The organism is Microbacterium paludicola, from assembly GCF_015235415.1.
Taxonomy (GTDB): domain Bacteria; phylum Actinomycetota; class Actinomycetes; order Actinomycetales; family Microbacteriaceae; genus Microbacterium; species Microbacterium paludicola.
Genome location: NZ_JADGLL010000012.1, coordinates 17967 through 40370, shown reverse-complemented (window position 1 = coordinate 40370; position 22404 = coordinate 17967). Strand labels below are relative to the sequence as shown.

Annotated in this window: 19 protein-coding genes; 8 read left to right on the top strand and 11 right to left on the bottom strand. The window is 71.3% G+C overall.

The window, feature by feature from the left end; genetic code table 11:
* Positions 1-53 precede the first annotated feature (53 nt).
* Positions 54-1016, top strand: coding sequence for an IS481 family transposase (locus IR155_RS06950; protein ID WP_135114118.1), 963 nt, complete (start codon positions 54-56; stop codon positions 1014-1016).
* 12 nt (positions 1017-1028) lie between these two features.
* Here IR155_RS06950 and IR155_RS06945 read toward each other — a convergent pair whose 3' ends face one another.
* Complete coding sequence (locus tag IR155_RS06945) at positions 1029-2036, bottom strand: alkaline phosphatase family protein (RefSeq protein ID WP_233441143.1); 1008 nt, start codon at positions 2034-2036, stop codon at positions 1029-1031.
* 209 nt (positions 2037-2245) lie between these two features.
* Between IR155_RS06945 and IR155_RS06940 the strand changes: the two genes are divergently transcribed.
* Positions 2246-4699 (top strand): DNA gyrase/topoisomerase IV subunit A, encoded by a 2454-nt coding sequence (locus IR155_RS06940; RefSeq protein ID WP_228066772.1) that lies wholly within the window; start codon positions 2246-2248, stop codon positions 4697-4699.
* Between the two features lie 53 nt (positions 4700-4752).
* On the opposite strand, the gene yidC is transcribed toward IR155_RS06940, so the two are convergent.
* From yidC to IR155_RS06925, 3 genes are all read right to left on the bottom strand, one after another.
* Positions 4753-5496: a membrane protein insertase YidC gene (gene yidC / locus IR155_RS06935; RefSeq protein ID WP_135114116.1), complete on the bottom strand. Its 744-nt coding sequence runs from the start codon at positions 5494-5496 to the stop codon at positions 4753-4755.
* Between the two features lie 131 nt (positions 5497-5627).
* Complete coding sequence (locus IR155_RS06930) at positions 5628-5924, bottom strand: hypothetical protein (RefSeq protein WP_135114115.1); 297 nt, start codon at positions 5922-5924, stop codon at positions 5628-5630.
* A 69-nt stretch (positions 5925-5993) separates the two neighbouring features.
* Complete coding sequence (locus IR155_RS06925; protein WP_135114114.1) at positions 5994-8075, bottom strand: DNA gyrase/topoisomerase IV subunit B; 2082 nt, start codon at positions 8073-8075, stop codon at positions 5994-5996.
* Between the two features lie 196 nt (positions 8076-8271).
* Here IR155_RS06925 and IR155_RS06920 point away from each other — a divergent pair, with 196 nt between their 5' ends.
* Positions 8272-8484 carry a DUF7455 domain-containing protein gene (locus IR155_RS06920; protein ID WP_135114113.1) on the top strand — a complete coding sequence of 71 codons (213 nt, stop codon included), beginning with the start codon at positions 8272-8274 and terminating at the stop codon, positions 8482-8484.
* A 210-nt stretch (positions 8485-8694) separates the two neighbouring features.
* On the opposite strand, the gene IR155_RS06915 is transcribed toward IR155_RS06920, so the two are convergent.
* Both IR155_RS06915 and IR155_RS06910 read right to left on the bottom strand, forming a co-directional pair.
* A complete protein-coding gene (locus IR155_RS06915; protein WP_135114112.1) occupies positions 8695-9726 on the bottom strand; it encodes an alanine racemase in 1032 nt (343 codons plus the stop codon).
* Positions 9723-10406, bottom strand: coding sequence for an alanine racemase (locus tag IR155_RS06910; RefSeq protein ID WP_135114111.1), 684 nt, complete (start codon positions 10404-10406; stop codon positions 9723-9725). The genes IR155_RS06915 and IR155_RS06910 overlap by 4 nt, the downstream gene beginning before the upstream one ends.
* 53 nt (positions 10407-10459) lie before the next feature.
* Here IR155_RS06910 and IR155_RS06905 point away from each other — a divergent pair, with 53 nt between their 5' ends.
* Positions 10460-11482 carry a sugar-transfer associated ATP-grasp domain-containing protein gene (locus IR155_RS06905; protein WP_135114110.1) on the top strand — a complete coding sequence of 341 codons (1023 nt, stop codon included), beginning with the start codon at positions 10460-10462 and terminating at the stop codon, positions 11480-11482.
* A 93-nt stretch (positions 11483-11575) separates the two neighbouring features.
* Here IR155_RS06905 and IR155_RS06900 read toward each other — a convergent pair whose 3' ends face one another.
* The 3 genes from IR155_RS06900 to IR155_RS06890 form a co-directional block, all read right to left on the bottom strand.
* Positions 11576-12280, bottom strand: coding sequence for a coenzyme F420-0:L-glutamate ligase (locus IR155_RS06900; protein ID WP_135114109.1), 705 nt, complete (start codon positions 12278-12280; stop codon positions 11576-11578).
* Positions 12277-13632, bottom strand: a complete 1356-nt coding sequence (locus IR155_RS06895; RefSeq protein ID WP_135114108.1) for an RNA polymerase sigma factor — start codon at positions 13630-13632, stop codon at positions 12277-12279. Before IR155_RS06895 ends, IR155_RS06900 begins: the two co-directional genes overlap by 4 nt.
* A gap of 243 nt (positions 13633-13875) precedes the next feature.
* Positions 13876-14808 carry a proteasome assembly chaperone family protein gene (locus IR155_RS06890; RefSeq protein WP_135114107.1) on the bottom strand — a complete coding sequence of 311 codons (933 nt, stop codon included), beginning with the start codon at positions 14806-14808 and terminating at the stop codon, positions 13876-13878.
* A 68-nt stretch (positions 14809-14876) separates the two neighbouring features.
* Between IR155_RS06890 and IR155_RS06885 the strand changes: the two genes are divergently transcribed.
* From IR155_RS06885 to sucB, 3 genes are all read left to right on the top strand, one after another.
* Positions 14877-16364: a leucyl aminopeptidase gene (locus tag IR155_RS06885; protein ID WP_135114106.1), complete on the top strand. Its 1488-nt coding sequence runs from the start codon at positions 14877-14879 to the stop codon at positions 16362-16364.
* A complete protein-coding gene (gene lpdA, locus IR155_RS06880) occupies positions 16361-17734 on the top strand; it encodes a dihydrolipoyl dehydrogenase (protein ID WP_135114105.1) in 1374 nt (457 codons plus the stop codon). Before IR155_RS06885 ends, lpdA begins: the two co-directional genes overlap by 4 nt.
* 77 nt (positions 17735-17811) lie before the next feature.
* Entirely contained in the window at positions 17812-19602 is a 1791-nt protein-coding gene (sucB, locus tag IR155_RS06875; RefSeq protein WP_135114104.1) for a 2-oxoglutarate dehydrogenase, E2 component, dihydrolipoamide succinyltransferase, read from the top strand.
* 66 nt (positions 19603-19668) lie between these two features.
* Here the strand turns inward: sucB and IR155_RS06870 are convergent, their stop codons facing one another.
* Positions 19669-21033, bottom strand: a complete 1365-nt coding sequence (locus IR155_RS06870; protein ID WP_135114103.1) for a hypothetical protein — start codon at positions 21031-21033, stop codon at positions 19669-19671.
* Between the two features lie 142 nt (positions 21034-21175).
* On the opposite strand from IR155_RS06870, the gene IR155_RS06865 reads away from it, so the two are divergent.
* On the top strand, positions 21176-21883 hold the full coding sequence (locus IR155_RS06865) for a DUF4191 family protein (RefSeq protein WP_135114102.1): 708 nt from the start codon (positions 21176-21178) through the stop codon (positions 21881-21883).
* Between the two features lie 75 nt (positions 21884-21958).
* On the opposite strand, the gene IR155_RS06860 is transcribed toward IR155_RS06865, so the two are convergent.
* The gene (locus tag IR155_RS06860; RefSeq protein ID WP_135114101.1) at positions 21959-22354 is read right to left on the bottom strand and encodes an RDD family protein; all 396 of its coding nucleotides are present in this window, start codon (positions 22352-22354) and stop codon (positions 21959-21961) included.
* Positions 22355-22404 lie beyond the last annotated feature (50 nt).

Below are 22404 nucleotides of genomic sequence, written 5' to 3'. Positions count from 1 at the left end.
GCCTCCGGGACGATGTGGGTTACCACACTCACTACGTCACAACGGAGGCCCTCGTGACTCACGCTAACGCTCCCTTGACGCCGGAAGGGCGTCGTCGCCTCGCATCCGCGATCGTCGATGCCGGTTGGACGATCCGGCGGGCAGCGGAACGGTTCAACTGCTCGCCCGCGACCGCGTCGAAGTGGGCCAAACGCTACGCCGCCGGCGAGCCGCTCACCGACAGGTCGTCACGGCCGGTGTCGTCGCCGCATCAGTTGTCACGGCGCACGGAGCGGCGGATCATCGCGTTGCGGTTCACCCGTCGTTGGGGGCCTCACCGGATCGCGTATCACCTGCGCCTGGCTCGCTCGACGGTCGGGCGGGTCCTGGCCCGCTACGGGATGCCGTTGCTCAAGCACCTGGACCGATTCACCGGACTGCCGGTCCGCAAGCCCAAACCGATCCGTTACGAGGCGTCGCGGCCGGGCGAGCTGGTCCATGTCGACATCAAGAAGCAGGGGCGCATCCCCGAAGGCGGCGGGCACCGCGCCCTCGGCCGGGCAGCAGGCAACCGGGACCGACAGCGCGGTGTCGGCTACGCGTTTGTCCACAACGCGATCGACGACCACTCCCGGCTGGCCTACTCCGAGATCCTCGAAGACGAGCGCAAGGAGACGGCTGCAGCGTTCTGGACCAGGGCGAAGGCGTTCTTCGCCGACGCGGGCATCACGGTCACCGCGGTGATGACGGACAACGGCGCCTGCTACCGCTCACATGCCTTCCGAGACGCGCTCGGCAACGGAGTGAAGCACCGTCGAACGCGGCCCTACCGGCCGCAGACGAACGGGAAGGTCGAGCGCCTCAACCGCACCGCCGAGGACGAATGGGCATACGCCCGCTTCTACCCGAACGAATCGACCCGCATCGAGGCGTTCCCGGCCTGGCTGCATCACTACAATCACCACCGACCCCACACCGCCCTCGGCGGCCAGACCCCGGCCTCACGCGTTCACAACCTCACGGGGAACTACACCTAGCGGTTTCCGACCTCAGCCTGCGTAGGCGCCCAGGCGCAGCAGCGGCACCATGACCTCCTCGGGGGTCACGGAGCCGTGCTGGCCGATCATGTTCTGCGGGCGCTTGTCCTCGAGGCGGTCGTCGTAGAACGCCCACGAGCCGCGCGCCGCGACGAGAAGGTCGCCGATGCGCGGGCGCACCTCGTCCGAGACCTCGCCGAACAGGCCCGCGGCGATCGCCTCGTCGCGCGTGGCGACGTCCGCGGTTCGTCCCGAGGCGACGGTCCACACCCCGGCGGCCGCGCGGGCATCCGATCCCGGCTCGAGATACACGTGAAGCAGCCGGGGCTCGCCGCCCAGGTGCGCCACGCCGTCGAGCCGCGGGTCGCCGTCCTGCAGCAGGACGTGGCGGTGGCGCGGCACATCCACCATTCCGTGGTCGGCGGTCACAAGCGCGCCGACGCCTGCGGGAACCGGCGCGGCGAACGCGGCGTCGACCTCCTCCAGTGCCGAGATCCACGCCTCCGAGTCGACGCCGTGGCGGTGGCCTGCCTTGTCGATCTCGGGCAGGTAGCAGTACACAAGCGATCCCGGCTCGCCCGCGGCGAGCTCGTAGGCGACGCGCACGCGCATCCGGATCTCGTCGGATGCGACGTACTCGGCCCCGCGCAGGATCGCGGCGGTGAGCCCGCTCGTGGAGTACTCCGCGAGGCCGACCGCGAACGTGCGTCGCCCTTCCGCGGCCGCGCGTTCGAAGATCGTGGGGCGGCGCTGCCACGTGGCCGGATCGAGTCCGTCCCGCTCGTAGCCGTTGAGCTGATTGGCGAGTCGTCCCTGATCCGGATCCAGGACGCGGTACCCGACAAGACCGTGCCGGCCTGGATCGGAGCCGGTCAGGATCGAGGTGAGCGCGGCCGCGGTCGTCGACGGGAAGACCGTGCGGGCGACATCCTTCTTTCCGCCCGCTGCCGCGAGGCGGCGGGCATGCCCGGCATGCGCACGCAGCTGATGGGCGCCGAGCCCGTCGATCACGAACAGCACGGCGGATCGCGCGGGGCGCAGATCACCGGATCCGTCGGACAGCGATCGAAGGATGTCCGGCGCAACTCCGGTGAGGCTCCGGGCTGACAGAGAGCCCGTCGGTACGATGGGGGGCATCCGGGCAAGTCTCGCACAACGCGCTTCGCCCGCTCCGGGTCCTGCGCCCGGAGCCCACCGCTCGACCCGACGAGCGTTCGAGAAAGAGAAGCATGGCTCGCAAGTCCTCCGCATCCCCGAGCTCGACGGAACCCGTCGAAGAGCGCATCGAGGACATCGACCTCGAAGCGGAGATGCAGGGGTCGTACCTCGAGTACGCGTACTCGGTCATCTACTCCCGTGCCCTCCCAGACGCCCGCGACGGCCTGAAGCCGGTGCAGCGGCGCATCCTGTACCAGATGGCCGAGATGGGCCTCCGCCCCGACCGCGGTCACGTCAAGAGCGCCCGCGTCGTCGGCGAGGTGATGGGAAAGCTTCACCCCCACGGCGACACGGCGATCTACGACGCGCTCGTGCGCCTCGCGCAGCACTGGGCCCTGCGGGTGCCGCTCATCGACGGCCACGGCAACTTCGGATCGCTCGACGACGGTCCCGCCGCGGCCCGGTACACCGAGGCGCGTCTCGCCGCGCCCGCGCTGTCGCTGACGGCGGACCTCGAAGAGGACGTCGTCGACTTCGTCCCCAACTACGACGGTCAGTTCCAGCAGCCCTCCGTGCTGCCGGCGGCGTACCCGAACCTGCTCGTCAACGGCGCCAGCGGCATCGCGGTGGGCATGGCGACGAACATGGCGCCGCACAACCTCAGCGAGGTCGTGGCGGCGGCGACGCACCTGCTCGAGCACCCGGAGGCGACCACCGCCGAGCTCATGGAGTTCGTGCCCGGCCCCGACTTCCCCTCGGGCGGCATCCTCGTCGGGCTCGACGGCGTCCGCGACGCATACGAGACCGGCCGCGGCGCCTTCAAGCTTCGCGGAAAGGTGTCGGTCGAGCAGATCGCACCGCGCCGCACCGGCATCGTGATCACCGAGCTGCCGTACATGGTCGGCCCCGAGCGCGTGATCGAGAAGCTCAAGGACGCGGTGCAGTCGAAGAAGCTGCAGGGCATCAGCGACGTCGCCGACCTCACCGACCGCAACAACGGCCTGCGCCTCGTGATCGGCATCAAGACCGGGTTCGACCCGCACGCGGTGCTCGAGCTGCTGTACAAGCTCACGCCGCTCGAGGACTCGTTCAGCATCAACAACGTCGCGCTCGTGGACGGGCAGCCGCGCACCCTCGGGCTGAAGGAGCTGCTGCGCGTCTACATCGACCACCGCCTCGCGGTCGTCACGCGCCGCAGCCGGTTCCGCCTCGCCCGGCGCCGCGAGCGGCTCCACCTCGTGCAGGGCCTGCTCGTCGCGATCCTCGACATCGACGAGGTCATCCAGGTCATCCGCTCCTCCGACACGTCGGAGCAGGCGCGCGGGCGCCTGTGCACCGTGTTCGACCTCGACGAGGTGCAGGCCGAGTACATCCTCGAGCTGCGACTTCGCCGCCTGACGAAGTTCTCGCGCATCGAGCTCGAGCAGGAGCGCGACGCCCTGCTTGCCGAGATCGCCCAGCTGGAGGAGCTTCTCGGCTCGGACGTGCTGCTGCGCAAGCAGGTGGCGCTCGAGCTCGACGCCACCGCCGAGAAGCACGCGACGCCGCGTCGCACCCTGCTGATGAACGGCAAGCCCGCCGCGCCCCGGCCGCGCAAGGGCGAGCCCGATCTCCAGATCGCCGACGGGCCCACGACGATCGCGCTGTCGACCACCGGCCGCGCCGTGCGCGTCGAGCTGCAGGAGGGCCAGCAGCTGGTCGCGCCCGCGCGCCGCAGCAAGCACGACGCGCTGCTGACGACCGTCGACGCGACGATCCGCGGCGAGGCCGGCGCGATCACGTCGAAGGGGCGTCTTGTGCGCTTCTCCCCCGTCGACCTGCCCTCGGTTCCCGCGAACTCCGTGCAGCTCGGCGTCGGCGTGAAGCTCCACGACTACATCGGGCTCACCGATCGCAGCGAGCGGATCGTCGGGCTCTTGCGACTGGATGACGACACGCCCGTCGCCCTCGGCACCTCCCAGGGCGTGGTCAAGCGCATCGTCCCATCCGCCCTGCCGCCGAAGCCCGAGCTGGAGATCATCGCGCTGAAGCCCGGCGACGGCCTGGTCGGCGCCGCGACGGCACCCGACGACGCCGAGCTCGTGTTCGTCACGTCCGACGCGCAGCTGCTGCGCTTCGCCGCCTCGTCGGTCCGCCCCCAGGGCGCGCCGGCCGGCGGCATGGCCGGTGTGAAGCTCGCGGCGAAGGCCGAGGCGATCTTCTTCGGCGCCGCCGTCGGTGACGAGACCGTCGTCGTCACCGTCTCCGGGTCATCCGCCGCGATCCCGGGCATGGACACCGGCCGCGCGAAGATCACCGACTTCTCCGAGTTCCCGGCAAAGGGGCGCGCGACCGGCGGCGTCCGCGCGCACTCGCTGCTGAAGGGCGAGGATCGCCTGACGCTCGCGTGGGTGGGTCCGGATCCGGCACGCGCGGTCGACGCGACCGGCACGGTCCGGAAGCTGCCCGAGACGCTCGCCCGGCGCGACGCCTCGGGGCAGCCGCTCGAGGCCCCCGTGGGCTCGATCGGCCGCACCCTGCGCTGATCCGGGCGCGCGCCGGTCCCGTCGTCAGCGACGCCGCGGAGGTGCGATCCGGCTCACGCCCCCAGCAGCCGCCGCAGCACGAGGCGCTCACCCAGCGTCCAGGCGGTCGTGACCGCCAGGTAGAGGGCCGCCGCCAGCGGCACGAAGGCGGCGATCGCCGCGGTCGCGAACGGCAGCAGGCTCACAACGCGGACGAGACCCTCAGCCCCAGGCGCGGCGGCGCCGCCCACGGGCAGCTCGACGGGCTGCAGGCGCCGGGACAGCTGCGCGACCACGGCGATCACGGCGATCAGCACCGCGAACACCGCGATCGACGCGGCCGACGCCGTGCCGGCGACGATGCCGCCCACCAGGCTGTCGCCGAGCCCCACGCCGAACACGGCGTGCGCCAGCAGCTCGTTGGGCGCGCCCCCGATGCGCGGGTGCACGAAGATGCCGTAGACCGCAAGCAGGATGGGCGCCTGCGCGAGCACAGGGAGGCAGCCCTGCAGCGGCGACGCCTTCTCGGAGGCGTAGAGCTCGGCGACCTTCCGCTGCAGGATCTCGGGCTGCCGGCGATGGCGCCGCTGCAGCTCGGCGAGCCGCGGCGCGAGGCGGCGGCGCGTGCGCGCGGCGCGCGCCTGCGAGATCCCCACCGGGATCAACGCGGTACGCACCAGCAGAGTGAGCAGCACCACGGCGACAGCGGCCGAGGCGCCCTCTCCGACGAGGGGCTGGACGAGGATGCTCAGCTGCCCGACCGCCCAGGAGGCGGCCGACAGCAGCGCCTGGACGGGCGCGAGGTCATAGATGTTCACGGGGTTCCTTCGGCTCTGCGACGAAGCGCCGGAGGCGACCGGGGCCCGGGGTGGGCCGCACCGGCGCCCCGACGGCGCCATAACTCGGCGTGCGCCGCGGAGCCCGGGCGCCCAGGAGGGGCGGACCGGCGTCAGCGCGCGGCGCGGAACCGGAAGGCGGGCGCGCGGGGCCGGGCAGTCCCGGCGGTCCCAGCGGCAATGGGCGCCGGCAGCGCCTTGTCTTCGGCATACGGCCGCGGGGCCGTGGGCGCGGCGGCCGGAAGGATCGTGCGAGCGATCGCCCGGATCACCGACGGCGCGTACGCGGCGGCCAGTGCCGCGAACAGAACCAGGATCGCGGCGGCGGGGAGCAGGGCCGCGTCGCCACCGCTGACGAAATGGGACGTCGCGATCACGGCCAGGGGCAGGATCACGGAGAAGAACGTCACCGTTGTCTCCTCCCCTGTCGGCTCACGTGAAGTGTACCGATTGGGATCTCCCGGCGTCGGCTCCTGAGATCAGGCGTCGATCGACTCGCGGCTCAGGCGGTCGGCGGACTCCACGATGAACTCGCGGCGCGGGCCGACCTCGTTGCCCATCAGGATCTCGAAGACACGACCGGCGGCTTCGGCGTCCTCGAGGCGCACGCGGCGCAGCAGGCGTCCCTCGCGCATCATCGTGGTCTCCGCGAGCTGATCGGCATCCATCTCGCCGAGGCCCTTGTACCGCTGGATCGGCTCCTGCCAGCGCTTGCCGGCCTTGCGCAGCTTGTCGAGCAGGCGGTGGAGCTCGGCCTCGCTGTAGGTGTAGATCGTCTCGTTCGGTTTCGAGCCGGGGTTGATCACGATGATCCGGTGCAGCGGCGGCACGGCCGAGAACACCCGGCCGGCCTCGACGAGCGGACGCATGTACCGGTAGAACAGCGTCAGCAGCAGAGTGCGGATGTGCGCGCCGTCGACATCGGCGTCGCTCATCATGATGATCTTCCCGTAGCGCGCCGCATCGATGTCGAACGTTCGACCCGAGCCGGCGCCGACCACCTGGATGATCGACGCGCACTCGGCGTTCGAGAGCATGTCGCTGATCGACGCCTTCTGCACGTTCAGGATCTTGCCGCGGATCGGAAGCAGTGCCTGGTACTCGCTGTTGCGGGCGAGCTTCGCGGTGCCGAGCGCCGAGTCGCCCTCGACGATGAACAGTTCGGACTGCGCGACATCCTGCGTGCGGCAGTCGACGAGCTTCGTCGGCAGCGACGAGCTCTCCAGGGCGTTCTTGCGTCGCTGCGTCTCCTTGTGGGCGCGGGCCGAGACGCGCGCCTTCATCTCGGAGACGACCTTGTCGAGCAGCATCGACGTCTGGTTCTTGTCGTCGCGCTTGGCGGAGGCGAACCGGGCCTTCAGCTCCTCGCGGACGACCTTCGCCACGATGGCGCGCACGGCGGGGGTGCCGAGCACCTCCTTCGTCTGGCCCTCGAACTGCGGCTCGGGCACCTCGACGGTGAGCACGGCGCTGAGACCGGCGAGCACGTCGTCCTTCTCCAGCTTGTCGTTCCCGACCTTCAGGCGACGGGCGTTGGCGGCGACCTGGTCGCGCAGCTGCTTCAGCAGCTCCTGCTCGAAGCCCTGCTGGTGCGTGCCGCCCTTGGGCGTGGAGATGATGTTCACGAACGAGCGGATGTGCGTGTCGTAGCCGGTTCCCCAGCGCAGCGCGATGTCGACGCGGCACTCGCGCTCGACCTCGGTCGAGACCATGTGGCCGTTCGCCTGCAGCATGGGCACGGTCTCGGTGAACGTTCCGGATCCGGTGAGGCGCCACGTGTCGGTGATGGGCGCGTCGGTCGCGAGGAAGTCGACGAACTCGGAGATCCCGCCGTCGAACCGGTACGCGGTCTCGACAGGCTCCTCGCCGCGCTCGTCGCGGATCACGATCTCGAGCCCGGGGACGAGGAATGCGGTCTGACGCGCGCGCGTCACGAGGTCGTCGAGCTGGAACGCCGCGTCCTTCGTGAAGATCTGGCGATCGGCCCAGTACCGCACGCGCGTGCCGGTGACGCCCTTGGCGACCTTGCCGACAACGCGCAGCTCGCTTCGCTCCTCGAACGGGGTGAACGGGGCATCCGGCGTCGGCTCGCCCTTGCCGTCCGCGAACACACCCGGCTCGCCGCGGTGGAACGACATCGCCCACGTCCTGCCGTTGCGGTCGACCTCGACCTCCAGGCGCTCGGAGAGCGCGTTGACGACCGAGGCGCCGACGCCGTGAAGGCCACCGGAGGCGGCGTACGAGCCGCCGCCGAACTTTCCGCCCGCGTGGAGCTTCGTGTAGACGACCTCGACGCCGGACAGGCCGGTGCGGGGCTCGACGTCGACAGGGACGCCGCGCCCGCGGTCGCGGACCTCGACGCTGCCGTCGCCGTGCAGGATGACATCGATGCGCGTGCCGTTGCCGGCGACCGCCTCGTCGACGGCGTTGTCGATGATCTCCCAGAGGCAGTGCATGAGGCCCGGCGAGCCGTTCGAGCCGATGTACATGCCCGGGCGCTTGCGGACGGCCTCGAGGCCCTCCAGGACCTGGAGATGATGGGCGGAGTACTCGGCAGTCACAATCTTCGATGCTAATCGCGCGCGCCCGGATCGCCCGTTGGACACTCCCTTGTCACCTACTCCCGTCTGGGCAGGAGAGGCCCGGCGTACGCGCTGAGCGAAACATGCCGCATGGCGGGCAGGTTTATCAGGGCCGCGTGGTTATATGTGACGCATCCCGCAAGAGTGCACGGATGGACAGAACGAGGAGGCAGACATGATGACCACGACCGAAGCTCCCGCCCCCTCCTACCGCCTCTCGGCGATGGACCGCTGCGACTCGTGCGGTGCGCAGGCGTACATCGCCGCCGAGGTCAACGGCAGCGAGCTGCTCTTCTGCGCCCACCACGGACGCAAGTACGAGGAGAAGCTCCGCTCCGTCGCGACCTCCTGGCACGACGAGACGGCACGCCTGAGCGACGCCGACTGACCGCAGCCGAGGCTTCACGCGCCCGCCGCCCTTCGGGGCCGCGGGCGCGTTCTCGTTCTCGGCGCCGGTGCGCCCCGCCGCGTGACACGACAACTCACGCACGAGAGTGCATCCTGCCCGCGAGACAGCATGTGCGCCGCGCAGTCTCGGCCGCGGGATGCCGCATCGCGCGCGCTACGAAGTCTCGGCCGGGGAACGCCGGCTCGCGGATCAGTCGACGACGACGCGAGGGATGAGCGGGGAGACGCGCAGGACGGGCTCCTCCCCGACGGTGCCGATCGCCTCCGCGAGGGTGGTCGCCGACGACTCCCCCGACGCGCCCGGTCCGAACACGGCGACCTCGTCCCCGACCGCGGAACCGGGCCATGCCGCCACGGTGCTCTCCGCGAGGCCCACCCGCTGAAGGGGGCGCGCGCCGGCAGGCGTGCCGACCGTGACACGTCCGCCGAGGGAGGACGGCAGTCCGTCGAGCGATCCGATGCCGATGTCGACCCCGTCCGCGCGGACGGCGGTCACGCGTGCGACGAGGGTCGCCGCCGGGGCGATGCCGGGCAGCTCCGGGCCGTCCGCCGACCGGATGCCGTAGCAGAACGCCCCGACGCGGACGAGGTCGTACCGGAACTCGGGCCTCGCCCAGCCTGCGGCGCTGGCGGCGAGATGGCGCACCTCGGGCTCAAGCCCCGCGGCTCGAGCCGTCGCCACCGCCGCGTCGAACTCGGCGCGGGCGACGTCGTCGTCCTCGTCGCTCGCCTCGGAGATGTGGCTCCAGATGCCGGCGACGCGGATGCGCCCCGCCCGCTCCAGCTCGGCGGCGCGCGCGACGAACGCGGGCCAGTCCTCGGGCCGCACGCCGTTGCGGTGAAGGCCCGTGTCGATCTTCAGGTGCACGACGGCGGTGTCCTGCGCGGCCTCCGCGATCCGCTCGAGGTAGTCGGCGTCGCCGACGCCGAGCTCGAGACCGCCGTCGAGCGCGACGCGGGCGGCCTCGGCGCCGAGGGTGAGCCAGCAGAACACGCGCGCCCGATCGCCGGCCACGGCCTTCGCGCGCAGCGCGCTCGGCGGGTCGATCGCACCGAACCAGGTGACGCCCGCATCCAGCGCGATCTCGACGATGGTCTCGACACCATGCGCGTACGCGTCGTCCTTGACGACCATCAGCAGCTCGGACGGCGCGATCCGCTCCCGTACCGCGGCGAGATTGGCCACGAGGCGCGACCGCGAGATCCGCAGCTCCGCACTCATTCGGTCACCTCGCGCTCGACGTGCAGGCCCACGGCGCACACGAGCTCGGCGGTGCTGAGTCCCGTCGCCGCGGCCCAGGCGGCGAGACCGTCGCGCACGAGGCCCGATCCGAAGTACACCGCCTCGTCCCCCGCGGCGACGTCGGCATCGCCGATGTCGATGACGCAGACGTCCATGGCGACGCGGCCGATGATGGGCCGCACGGCGCCCGCCAGCTCGACGCCGACGCGGTTGCCGAGGGCGCGCACGACGCCCTCCGCGTAGCCGCCCGCGATCAGCGCGACGCGCGTGTCGGCGACCGCACGGTGGGTGTAGCCGTAGGAGACGCCCTCGCCCGCGAGCAGGCGCTTGGTCGACAGGATCGGCGTGCTCAGGACGAGCGCGGGCGCGCCTCCCGATCCCGGCAGGCCGTACAGCAGTTCGCCGCTCCCCGGCTCCCGGTCGACCAGCTCGAGGCCGGCCGCTGCGGCGGCGGCCGCGTCGCGCTCGTCGACACGCGCGAACCGCACCCCGGCGGCGGCAACCGCGTGCGCGACGACGTCGATCCCGTGGCCCCAGGCGTCACGTCGCAGATCGGCGACGACATCCGGATCGCGGGCGAGTAGCCGCGCGTTGGCGAGGAGGGCCGACCGCGAGATGCGCGCCAACGGGGCTGCGCGCCGGGGGTTCGACCAGGTCACCGACCTAGACTAACCCGGGGGCCCACCGGTCCCGCTGACCCCTCGGAGTGTGAATGTCTGACAACCGCCTCGGCCTCGCCGGCAAGTTCCGCTACCTCGCCGAGCGCGCCCGCCGCATCGACGTGAAGTCGGTCGCGGAGCGCGCCAGAGAGGTGCACGAGCAGCACGGGGCCTGGACGCCTCGGGTGTTCGCGGACATGCTGTGGTCGGCCGCGCGCCACGACGTCGCGTTCCAGGACTACGTCGACTACGACTTCGCCATCCTCTCGAAGGAGGAGCGCGCGACGTACATGACGCATCCCGTCTCGATGCAGCTCGCGCAGCGCTTCGCCCGCAAGGACAAGCGCGTCCTGTTCGAGAACAAGATCGAGTTCAACAAGCTGTTCGACCGCTTCCTCAAGCGCGAGTGGCTCATCGTCGAGGCCGGCAACGCCGACGCCGTCCGCGCGTTCGCGGAGAAGCACGGCACCTTCATCGCGAAGGTGCCCGTCAGCCACATGGGCCTCGGCGTCCGCCGCTACCACGCGAAGGACGTCTCGGACTGGGAGGCGTTCCACCGCGGCCTCATCGAGCGCGACGAGCTGCTGCTCGAGGAGGTCATCCGCCAGCACGACGACCTCGCGGCCGTCTGCCCCGGCACGGTCAACACCACCCGCATCACGGCGTTCTTCGATGGCACGCAGGTGCACGTCCTCGCGATCGCGCAGAAGTTCGGCCGCGGCGCCGTGAGCGACCAGATGTCGTACGGCGGCTTCTACACGATGCTCCACGACGACGGTCGTGCGTTCGGCGCGGGCTACGACTCGCACGGCCACGTGCACGAGAAGCACCCCGACACGGGTTTCCCGATCGCCGAGTTCCGCCTGCCGCTCATCGACGAGGTGCTCGCGTTCATCGACGAGGTCGCGCGCGTCGTGCCCGAGGTCCCCTACGTGGGCTGGGATGTCGTCGTCACCCCGGATGGCCCGGTCCTGGTCGAGGGGAACTGGGGCGCCGGCGTCTACGAGAACAAGCCGAGCGTCACCGGCATCCGCACCGGTCACAAGCCCCGCTACAAGGCCGCGATCAAGTTCTGATCCCCTTCGCTGGTTGAGCGAGGGAGCGAAGCGACCGAGTCGAAACCCCAAAGCCTCCCGGGAGGTTTGGGGGTTTCGACTCGCTTCGCTCGCTCAACCAGCGATCGATCTCACGATCCCGAGCGGCGTGGACTGGTGGCCCTGGCCGAGCGGGTTGTCGCCGAGGATGCGCACGAGGCGCTTCTCCCCCGCCTTGTCGAGCGTCGAACCGAGGATGTTGCCGCCGATGTCGTTGATGTCGACGACGGCCACGTCGATGCCGCCGCCGAGCAGCGCCTGCACACGGCGGGCGACCTCGCGCGGCTTGTCCGGACCGAGCACGACGGCCTGGTTGTACGGCGGGATCGTGCCGCTCGTGGGGCCGTCGATCGCGCGGGCCTTGTCACCGGCGATCCGGTAGAAGTCGCCCTTGCGCCCGAAAGCCTTGGTCACTGCCGCGACGGCGGCGGCGAACAGGATCCGCGGGGTGCCGCACTCGCGCAGCGCCATCTCCATGGTCTCGGGCATGCCGAGGCCGATGCCGTACGGCGTCTTCACAACGTACTTCGACAGGAACCGGGCGAGGGGACGGACCTTGATGTCCGTCAGCAGGTACGAGCGGCCCTGCGTGATCGCGACGATCTTCTCGGTCACGAACAGCAGGTCGCCCGGCTGCACGGCGTCCTTCGCGTACTCGGTGATGATCGCGTCGAGGTCGTCATCCGGCATCACGACGCGCGTGCGCAGCGGGATTCGCTGGACCTTCTCACCGTCGACCTCGACCTCGAGGGCCTTGCCCTCGTTCGCGGCCGCGCTCACTCGAGGTAGTCCCGCAGCGACTGCGAGCGGCTCGGGTGACGCAGCTTCGCCATCGTCTTCGACTCGATCTGGCGGATGCGCTCGCGCGTGACGCCGAACGTGTCGCCGATCTGGTCGAGAGTCTTCGGCTGACCGTCGCCAAGACCGAAGCGCATCCGGATGACGCCCGCCTCGCGCTCGGAGAGCGAGTCGAGCAGGCTCTCGAGCTGACGCTGCAGCATGGTGAAGCCCACGGCGTCGGCCGGGACGACGGCCTCGGTGTCCTCGATCAGGTCGCCGAACTCGCTGTCGCCGTCCTCACCCAGGGGCGTGTGCAGCGAGATCGGCTCACGGCCGTACTTCTGCACCTCGATGACCTTCTCGGGGGTCATGTCGAGCTCCTTGGAGAGCTCCTCGGGTGTGGGTTCGCGGCCGAGATCCTGCAGCATCTGACGCTGCACGCGGGCGAGCTTGTTGATGACCTCGACCATGTGCACGGGGATGCGGATCGTGCGGGCCTGGTCGGCCATCGCGCGCGTGATCGCCTGGCGGATCCACCAGGTCGCGTACGTCGAGAACTTGAAGCCCTTTGTGTAGTCGAACTTCTCGACCGCGCGGATCAGACCGAGGTTGCCCTCCTGGATCAGGTCCAGGAACTGCATGCCCCGGCCCGTGTAGCGCTTCGCGAGCGAGACGACGAGACGCAGGTTGGCGCCGAGCAGGTGCGACTTGGCGCGCTGGCCGTCGCGCGCGACCCACTGCAGGTCGAGGCCGAGCTGGCTCGACTTCTCGGCTGCCGACATCTTCGACAGCTTCTCCTCGGCGAACAGACCCGCCTCTATGCGCATGGCGAGGTCGACCTCCTCCGCCGCGTTCAGCAGCGGGACCTTGCCGATCTGCTTCAGGTAGTCCTTGACCGGGTCGGCCGTGGCGCCCGTGATCTGCGTCGAGTAGACGGGGACCTCGTCCTCGTCGCTCGAGCTGATGACGATCGCGCCCGTGGGCAGCGGCTCTGTGACGACGTTCTTGGGCGCGTCGTCGTCGTCGGACGCCTCGGCGGCGTCGTCCTTGGCGGCCTCTGCCGCCTCGGTGTCGTCGATCTCGACCTCTTCGACCTCGACGGCCTCATCGTCGTCGGGACCGTCGGAGTCCTTGGCGGCCTTCTTGGGCGCAGCCTTCTTCGGAGCGGCCTTTGCGGCCGTCTTCCGCGCTGGCGCCTTTGCCGCGGGCTTGTCGGCCGTCTTCGCCGCGGTCTTGCGCGGCGCCTTCGCCCCTGCCGGGGCCTCGGTCACAGCGGTGTCGACGGGCGCATCCGCTTCCGTCGCGTCCTTCTTCTTCGCGGTGCTCCGCGGAGTCTTCGTGGCAGTGGTCACGTTTCGCCTTTCACCGGCGACGCTTGCGCGCCGCGCCCCCGGGTGTGTACGGGCACTAGTAAGACCCTTGTCAAGTCCAGCGCCGTCATATGCGCCGTCTCGACAACGGGTCGGACACCCATTCTCTCATACGTCGGGCGACGCTCCCTCACCCGACCCTTACGGCGAGGCGGCTCCGCCTCGCGCGACAGTGGAGACAACGGTTCGAGGGGCTCCGGTATTCCGCCGGGAGGCGCTCTTCCGTCAGCTTCCGCGCTTGTCGTCGTCGCCGCTCGGGCGCGACGCGAGGAACCGCTCGAGCTCGGCCGCGAGCTCGTCGGCGCTCGGCAGCTCGCCCTCCCGCAGCCCGCCGACCGTCGGCGTGCCGCCGGCGAGTCCCGCGGCGTAGGCGTCGTAGCGCTCCTCGAGTCCCTGCACCATCCGGCCCAGCTCCTCGTTGCCGGCGATCTGGTCCTCGACCTTGCCGAGATACTCGCGGTTCTCGCCGTACAGCTCGTCCAGCGCGAAGACCAGGCCCGTGGCGGCCATCAGCTTGTCGAGGGCGGCGATCGTCGCCGCCGGGTAGTCGGTCTCGGCCAGGTAGTGAGGCACGAGCAGGACGAAGCCCGCCGTGTCGAAGCCCGACTCGATGAAGCGGTACTCCAGCAGGTGCCCGACCGTCGCCGGCACCTGCGTGCGCGGGTGCCAGATGGAGTGCGCCTCGATCAGGTCGGCGCGGTTTCCGCTGACGGTGACGCCCAGCGTGCGGGTGTGCGGCACCGGCATCGCGATCGCGTGCACCCACGTGATCGACTTCACGGCGTAGCGATCGGCGAAGTCGACCGCCGCCTCGGCGAACGCATCCCACGAGAAATCCGGCTCGTAGCCCGAGAGCAGCAGGAAGGGCTGACCCAGCGCGTCGTGCGCGAGCGAGAGCTCGAGACGCGGCGGCCGGTAGTCGCTCAGGTGATCCTGCTCGAAGGTCACGATGGGGCGCCGCGCCCGGTAGTCGAGCAGCGCGTCGTTCGAGAACACGACGACGGGCCGCGGGTTCAGCTCCTCGCGCGCGAAGTCGATGAGGTTCGACACGGCACCGCCCGCATCGGTGAACCCCGTCATCAGGATGACGAGGGGAAGTCCGTCCGGAACGATCGGACCGTTCGCGACCCGCTCATAGATGTCACCTGTCGAGGGCATGCATCCATGCTACGAGCCCCCGGAGTGCCCGGGACCTGTTCCGCTCTGCGCGTACCTAGGATGGAGGAATGCCGATTCCCGCTCTCGCGCTGACCCAAGACTCGTTCCCCCAGGAAAGCGCGGAGGCCGCGATCCTGGCGCTTCCCTCGTTCGCCGAGGGCGACGAACTCGACCTTCCCGGCCTGCGCCCGGCGCTCGACGCCACGGGATTCACCGGCGCGAAGAACTCGTTCGCCCGCGTCTACGCCCCCGACGTGACCGACCGTCCGCTCGCGGTCGTCGGTCTCGGATCGGATCCGGACGCCACCGCCGTCCGCGAGGCCGTCGGCACCGCCGCACGGATGCTGACCGGCTTCGACACCGTCGCGGTGCACGTCGCCGCCGATGTTGACGACGCCTGGCGCGCCGCCGCCGAGGGCGCATCCCTCGGTGCCTACTCGTTCGAGTCGTACAAGACGCAGGATCCGGAGAAGGCGAAGAAGAAGCGTCGCGCCTCCTCGGTCATCGTGCACGTGCCCGGCCCGGTCGACGACGCCGAGCTCGCCACGGTGCGCGCGGCCGCCGAGGCGGTCGCCCTGGTGAAGGATCTCGTCTCGACCACGGCCGACCGCCAGAGCCCGGAGCAGCTCGCCGAGGCCGCGGTGGCCGCCACGGCCGATCTCGACATCGACGTGACCGTGTACGACGAGGAGGCCCTCGAGGAGGGCGGCTTCGGCGGCATCCTCGGCGTCGGCAAGGGATCGGACCGCCCGCCCCGCCTCGTGCGCCTCGAGTGGGCGCCGGAGGGCGCGCAGCGCCACATCGCGCTCGTCGGCAAGGGGATCACGTTCGACACCGGCGGCCTCTCGCTCAAGCCCGCGGCCTCGATGCTCGGCATGAACGAGGACATGACCGGCGCCGCCGAGGTGCTCGCCGTCGTCCGCGCCGCCGCGCAGCTCGAGCTCCCCGTGCGCGTCACCGGCTGGATGTGCATCGCCGACAACATGCCCTCGGGCCGCGCCACGCGCCCGGGAGACGTGCTCACCATGCTCGACGGCACCACGGTCGAGGTGACGAACACCGATGCCGAGGGACGCCTCGTCCTCGCCGACGGCCTGGTCGCGGCGAGCCGCGAGAACCCGGATGTCATCGTCGACGTCGCGACCCTGACCGGCGCCGTGATGGCCGCCCTGGGCACGCGCCACACCGGCGTGATGGGCCACGGCGATGCGGTCGACGCGTTCCTGCGCTCGGCCGACCGCACCGGAGAGCTCGCCTGGCCGCTCCCCCTGCCTGAGCACATCGCCGAGCAGCTCGAGTCGCGCGTCGCCGATCTCCGCAACGCCGACATGGGAAACCGCAACGGCGGCGCCCTGTACGCGGGGCTGTTCCTGCAGCACTTCGTCGGTCGCACGGGTGACGGCGACGACGCCCCGCGGATCCCGTGGGTGCACCTCGACATCGCCGGCTCCGCCATGAGCGCGAGCGCCGCCTACGGCTTCACGGACAAGGGGCCCACGGGGGCCAGCATCCGCGCGCTGATCGATTTCGTCGCCGCGGGTGGAGAGGTGCAGTGACCGCTCACGACTTCGACGTCGTCGTCCTCGGCGGCGGCAGCGGCGGATACGCCGCCGCGCTGCGCGCCTCCGAGCTCGGCAAGACCGTCGCACTGATCGAGAAGGACCGCCTCGGCGGCACGTGCCTTCACCGCGGGTGCATCCCCACGAAGGCGCTGCTCCACGCGGCCGAGGTCGCCGATTCCGTGCGCGAGGCCGCCTCGTACGGCGTGACCGCCTCGCTCGGCGGCATCGACCCAGCCGGCCTGCGCGCGTACCGCGAGGGAATCGTCGCGAAGAAGTTCAAGGGCCTCGAGGGCCTCATCGCCCGTCGCGGGATCACCGTGATCGCGGGCGAGGGACGGCTCGAGGCCGGACGCACTGTCCGGGTCGGAGACGACACGTACACGGGCCGCGACGTCGTGCTGGCCACCGGCTCGTACAGCCGCACCCTGCCGAGCCTGGAGATCGGCGGCCGCATCCTGACGAGCGAGGGCGCCCTCGCCCTCGACGAGGTCCCGGGAAGCGTCATCATCCTCGGCGGCGGCGTGATCGGCGTCGAGTTCGCCAGCGTGTGGCGTTCCTTCGGCGCCGAGGTCACGATCGTCGAGGCGTTCGAACACCTGATCCCGAACGAGGACATCGCTCTCAGCAAGGGCCTCGAGCGCGCATACCGCAAGCGCGGCATCCAGGCGCGCCTCGGCGTCCGCTTCGCCTCGGCGACGCAGGATGGCGACGGCGTCACGGTCACGCTCGAGGACGGCGCCTCGCTTCGCGCCGACTACCTGCTGGTCGCCGTCGGCCGTGGGCCGGCAACCGCCGGTCTGGGTTTCGAGGAGGCCGGCGTCTCGCTGGATCGCGGCTTCGTCACGGTCGACGAGCGACTGCGCACGACCGCGGAGGGGGTGTGGGCCGTGGGCGACATCGTGCCCGGCCTCCAGCTCGCTCACCGCGGGTTCCAGCAGGGCATCTTCGTCGCCGAGGCGATCGCGGGGCTCGATCCCGTGCCCGTTCCCGAGACGCAGATCCCGAAGGTCACCTACTCCCATCCCGAGGCGGCTTCCGTCGGGCTGACGGAGGCGCAGGCGGTCGCCGAGCACGGCGCCGAGGGCGTGACCTCGTACGAGTACAACCTGGCCGGAAACGGCAAGAGCGAGATCATCGGCACGGGCGGGCTCGTCAAGGTCGTGCGCCGCGTCGACGGCCCCATCCTGGGCGTGCACCTGCTCGGCGACCGGGTGGGCGAGCTCATCACGGAGGGGCAGCTCGCGGTCGCCTGGGAGGCGCACCCCGAGGACATCGCGCCGCTCATCCACGCCCACCCCACCCAGAGCGAGGCGCTCGGCGAGGCCTTCCTGGCTCTTGCGGGCAAGCCGCTTCACGCGATCTGAAACCCGATGCGGCCCGATCCGAGGACCGCACGTCACTAAGCTGTAGAACGTCATCGAATCCTGAAGGAGACTCCGACATGAGTACTTCCGTGGTCCTCCCCGAACTCGGCGAAAGCGTCACCGAGGGAACGGTCACCCGCTGGCTGAAGAAGGTCGGCGACACGATCGCCGTCGACGAGGCCCTGTTGGAGATCTCGACCGACAAGGTCGACACCGAGATCCCGTCGCCCGTCGCAGGCGTGATCGAGGAGATCCTCGTTCAGGAGGACGAGACCGTCGAGGTCGGCGCCGTGCTGGCGAAGATCGGCGACGGCTCGGGCTCCGGCGCGCAGGACGACGCGCCGGCCGCCGAGCAGGCGCCCGCCGAGCAGGCGCCCGCCGAGGCCGCTCCGGCGGAGCAGGCGCCGGCCGAGCAGGCGCCCGCGCCCGCCGCCGAGGCCCCCGCCGAGCAGCCCGCACCGGTCGCCGAGACGGCGCCGGCCCCGAGCTCGTCCGGCGACGCCACCGACATCGTGCTTCCCGAGCTCGGCGAGAGCGTCACCGAGGGAACGGTCACCCGCTGGCTGAAGAAGGTCGGCGACGAGATCGCCGTCGACGAGGCGCTGCTGGAGATCTCGACCGACAAGGTCGACACCGAGATCCCCTCGCCGGTCGCCGGCGTGATCCAGGAGATCCTCGTCCAGGAGGACGAGACCGTCGAGGTCGGCGCCGTGCTCGCCCGCGTCGGCAGCGGCGCCCCGGCTGCCGCGCAGGAGGCTCCGGCCGCCCCGGAGGCGCCCGCACAGGAGGCGCCGGCACAGGAGGCCCCGGCACAGGAGGCCCCGGCTCCGGCTCAGGAGGCCCCGGCTCCGGCCGCGCCGGCGCAGCCCGCCGCTCCGGCCCAGCCCTCGGCTCCGGCGCAGGAGGCCCCGAAGGCCGAGCCCGCCGCGCCCACGTTCACGCCCTCGGCGGACGACGACAAGGTCTACGTCACGCCGCTGGTGCGCCGCCTCGCCGCGCAGAACGGCGTCGACCTGGCGACCGTCACGGGCACCGGTGTCGGCGGCCGAATCCGCAAGGAGGACGTCCTGAAGGCTGCGGAGACCGCTTCGGCTCCCGCCGCCGCCGAGGCGCCCGCCCAGGCCGCTCCCGCCACGAAGCTCGAGGTCTCGGAGCTGCGCGGCACGACCCAGCCGATGTCGCGCCTGCGCAAGGTGCTCGCGTCGCGCGCGGTCGAGTCGATGAACTCGACGGCGCAGCTCACCACCGTGGTCGAGGTGGATGTGACGAAGGTCGCCGCTCTGCGCAGCCAGGTGCAGAGCGACTTCGTCGCGAAGACCGGCGGCAAGCTGTCGTTCCTTCCGTTCTTCGCTCTCGCCGCGGCCGAGGCGCTGCAGGCGTACCCGATCATCAACTCGACGCTGGACGGCGAGAACATCGTCTACCCCGCGTCCGAGAACATCTCGATCGCGGTCGACACGCCGCGCGGCCTGCTCACTCCGGTGCTGCGCGACGCGGCGACGAAGAACCTCGCTCAGATCTCGACCGAGATCGCCGACCTCGCCGCGCGCACGCGCGACAACAAGCTGAAGCCCGACGAGCTCGCGGGCGGCACGTTCACGCTGACCAACACCGGTTCGCGTGGCGCGCTGTTCGACACCCCCGTCGTGTTCCTGCCGCAGTCGGCGATCCTCGGCACGGGAATCGTCTACAAGCGTCCCGGTGTCGTGAAGGTCGACGGCGTGGAGGCCATCGGCATCCGCTCGTACGTCTACCTCGCGCTGTCCTACGACCACCGCACGATCGACGGCGCCGACGCGGCCCGCTTCCTGTCGGCGGTCAAGGCCCGTCTCGAGGAGGCTGCCTTCACGGGCGACCTCGGCATCTGACCCGCTGCCTGAAGGGGCTCGGCCGGCATCTCGCCGGTCGGGCCCCTTCCGCATTCACGCGGGGGCTCATCCTGCTCCCGAGAGAGCCTGCGCGCTGCGGATGAGCCAGCGGCCGTCGAGCCTGACGAGCTGCATCAGCACGGCCTGCGGCGCGCCGTCCGCATCCTGGACGCGGAAGACCGCCACGTCGCCGTAGTCGTCGAGCAGCACGGCCTCGGCCGACGCGGCCACCGCGGCGAGCACCTCGTCCGGGAAAGGCTCCGCGGGGTCGTCCCGGATGCCCTCGCACAGCGGGTCGCCGTGCGCGGCGCAGTCGGCGAGTTCCGCGAGCAGCCGCTCGGCCGCGGCCTGCGCGTCCTCGGCCGGGGCATCGGCGGTGCCGCTCGGTTCGGGAGTCGGCACCCCCGGCGCGGCGGTGGCGGGCGCGGTCGCCGAGGGTGTGGGCGTGGCGCCCTTCGCCGCGTGGGCATCGGCCGGCTCCGGATCCGACGGCCACATGAGCCCGCCGACCACAACGAGCACCGCCGCGGCCGCTCCCACCAGCACCGGCAGTCTCCGCCCCGTGCCCAGGGCGCGCCGCGCCGCGGTGCGCGTCCTGTCGAGCGCGTCTCCTACGGCGTCGGCGAGGCCCGGATCCGTGAAGTGCCCGAGGATGCCGGCAAGACTCGCACCCGGGCTCGGCCCCGCGGGAAGCTCCGGTGCGTCGTCGAGGCGCACGACCGCACCGGCATCCGCTGCCCTTCCCTCGCCGCGCTCGATCGCCCTGGGCGCGTAGCACTCGAACAGCGCGTCTTCGAGCGCCCCCAGTGCGCGGTGAAGCCGGCGCGGTCGTTCGAGGGCGTCTCGCGCCTCCTCGATCACTCGGCGCAGCACCCGGTCCTTCGTGTGCGCGGCGGCCCGCGCGAGGAGCGCACTCGCCTCCTCCGCCACGGGAGCGCCGTCATCCGCCGGCGCGAACAGCGGGCGCCCCTCGTCGTCGATCCACCACCGGCCGGGCGGCGGCTCGGCCTCCGGCGGGACGTCCTCCCACGCCTCGCACGCGCCGCGCGCGAGGCTCACGGCGACGGTCACCAGCTCGCCGCCCGCCAGCGGCCTGTTCTCCGCCGCGCGACGGTCGAGCAGGCGCGCGAGCGGCTCGCGGCACCAGGGAAGCTCGAGGTCGTGGCCGTCGGCGCGCCGGACGAGGTCGAGGGGGACCAGGAGGTGGTGGGGAAGATCCGACCTGCCGAGGAAGACGCGACCGGCGCAGGCCTCGGCGTCGGCGAGCAGCACGCGCCGCTCCCCCGCCGCGGCGAGCATCCCCGCCACGGGCGCGTGCGGCAGGGCGATGCGCCGAATGGGTCGATAGGCGTCCGTGAGGGGCGGCTCGGACCCGGCCGGCGCGGGGTCGAGGACGGACGGCGCGTCAGAGGGGCGAGCGGTGGCGGACATGCGGCAATCCTGCGCCGCAGCGCGTCGCCGTGGGGCTCGATGCCGCAGGTGTGCATCGCCCTGCGCGAACATCGGCCTGTGGACGGGTCGCTGCGGCACCGGACGGGTCGGAACGTCGCCGGGCACTGGGTAGTCTGGAGGTATGGCAGCACGCACCCCCGAGGCAGAGAAGCGCCCCGGTTTCTTCCGGCAGATCCGGTCCCTGTTCACCTTCACACGCGAGGTGTACCCGTGGCTCGGCTGGCTGCTGCTCGGCATCCTGGTGCTGGGTCTCGCGGTCGGCATCCTGCTGGGCGTGCTGCTCCAGCCCGACCCGCTCGGCCTCATCCTGTGGGGTCTTGCCGGTCTTATGCTCGGCCTGCTCGCCGCGATGATGACGCTCACGCGCCTCTCGACCAAGGCGATGTACCGCAAGCTCGACGGAATGCCCGGCGCCACCGGCCACGTCCTGTCGACGATGCTCGGCCGCAACTGGCGCTCGAGCGAGATGCCCGTGGGTGTGAACCCGAAGACGCAGGAGGCCGTGTACCGCGCGGTCGGCCGCGGCGGCGTGGTCATCGTCGGCGAGGGAAGCCGCGGCCGCCTGACGCGCCTCATGCGCGACGAGCGGATGAAGGTCAGCCGGGTCGCGAACGGGGTCCCCGTCCACGAGCTCTACGTCGGACACGGCGAGGACGAGGTCTCGATCGCCGAGCTCGTCCGCACGATCAAGTCGTACCCGAAGGCCATCGACCGCGCCACGATGGGCGCCGTGGTCCAGCGCATCGAGTCGGTGTCGCAGTCGCTCGCGTCGCTGCCGATCCCCAAGGGAATCGATCCGACCAAGGCACGCGCACCGCGTCCGCGCTGATCCTGACCTGAGAAGCCCCGCCACGGCGGGGCTTCTCCCATCTCCGGGGACGCCGCCTCGGGCGGCCCGCGCCCGCTACGCGCGGACCAGGATGGTGCCGGCGGCGCGATCGTGGAGGCCGCGCTGATCCGGATCCCAGATCACGGCAGGGATCACGAGCACCAGCAGCAGCGTCCGAACGATCGGACGCCACAGGCCGGGCCATCCGCCGGTCGCGAGCTGCAGGCGCATCCCCGCGATCCGATGGCCGGGGCTGCCGCCGATCGTCGGGATGAACAGGATGTGCACCACGGCGAAGATCGCCATCGTCGCGAGCGGGTCGTAGTCGAAGAAGGCGATGGAGATGACGACAGCAGCGAGCCAGTCGATCGCGAGCCCGGCGAGGCGTCGCGGGACCCGCGCCACGCTTCCGCGTCCGGTCGGCGGCAACCCCAGTCGCTGGCCGGGGTACGCGTCTGCGGAGGTGGTCATCTCGAGTCCCTTCGGCCGCTCGTTACGGCGCATCGCTCCAGCCTAGATCG